A 1,059-nucleotide genomic window follows, 5' to 3' on the forward strand; every position below is an offset into this window, starting at 1 on the left:
CGGTGGCGCGGCTGCCCAGCACGGGCTCGACGGCGATGCCGCCGGCGACGGCCAGATAGGAGCGCACGCCCCCGGTCGCCGGTCCGGCGTCGAACAGCGCACCGGCCGGCACCCGCACGGGGGCGCCCCAGGGTGCGGGCCTGCCGTCGACCGTCACGGGGCAGGGCGCGCCGCCGACGACCAGGGTGACGTCCCCGTCGGGGCGCAGGGCACAGCCCGTCAGGGTCGTCTCCAGCACGGCGGTGTCCGCGGGGTTGCCGGCCAGCCTGTTCGCCAGCCGCATCGCGGGCGCGTCCAGGGCGCCCGAGCGGGGAACTCCCAGGTGGGCGTGGCCCGTTCGGCCCGCGTCCTGGATCGTGGTGAGGGCGCCGGCCCTGACCACGGTCAGCTTGGTCGTCATCGGGCCGTCTCCTGGGCGAAGCGCACCCGGGTGCCCGGGGACAGCAGGGCCGCCCGCTCCCGCGACGGGTCCCACAGCGGTGTCGGGTCCGGCATCGTGCCGATGATCTGCCAGCCGCCCGGGGTCGCCCGCGGATAGACCGCCGAGTACGGGCCGGCCAGGGCCACCGCACCCACCGGGACCCGGGTGCGGGGCGTGGCCCGGCGCGGGACGTGCAACTCCTCGGGCAGCCCCGTCAGATAGCCGAAGCCGGGCGCGAAGCCGCAGAAGGCGACGCGGTACGAGTACGAGGCGTGCCGCGCCGCCACCTCGTCCTCGGGCACGCCCCACAGCGCCGCCACCTCGGCCAGGTCGGGGCCGTCGTACACGACCGGCACCGTCACCACCTCGCCCGCGGCCGGGGGTGTCAATGGGACGTCCCAGGCGGTGAGTTGACCGGCCAGCGCGGCGGGGTCCGGGACGCCGTCGAGCAGCACCGTGCGGGCTCCCGGCACGATCTCGGCGACCGGCGCCAGCGTGCCCGCGGCCCGGCGCCGCAGCAGTTCCGCGTGGAAGGCGCCGGTGCGCTCGGCGTCCGGCAGCTCCACCAGGAGCGCATGGCGCCCGGCGGGACGCACGACGAGGTCCGCGCTCACGCGAACGCACCCACCGTGACCCCG

1 protein-coding gene and 1 pseudogene are annotated in these 1,059 nt (G+C 77.5%); both read right to left on the reverse strand.

All coding sequences use genetic code 11. From position 1 onward, the window contains the following. A pseudogene (locus G3I40_RS43510) lies at nt 1-400 on the reverse strand (allophanate hydrolase subunit 2 family protein); the annotation flags it as partial. Further along, on the reverse strand, nt 397-1,035 hold the full coding sequence (locus tag G3I40_RS43515) for an allophanate hydrolase subunit 1 (RefSeq protein WP_164560313.1): 639 nt from the start codon (nt 1,033-1,035) through the stop codon (nt 397-399). The pseudogene G3I40_RS43510 and the gene G3I40_RS43515, both read right to left, overlap by 4 nt. Between the last annotated feature and the right edge of the window lie 24 nt (nt 1,036-1,059).

Source organism: Streptomyces sp. SID14478, from assembly GCF_010548525.1.
GTDB lineage: Bacteria > Actinomycetota > Actinomycetes > Streptomycetales > Streptomycetaceae > Streptomyces.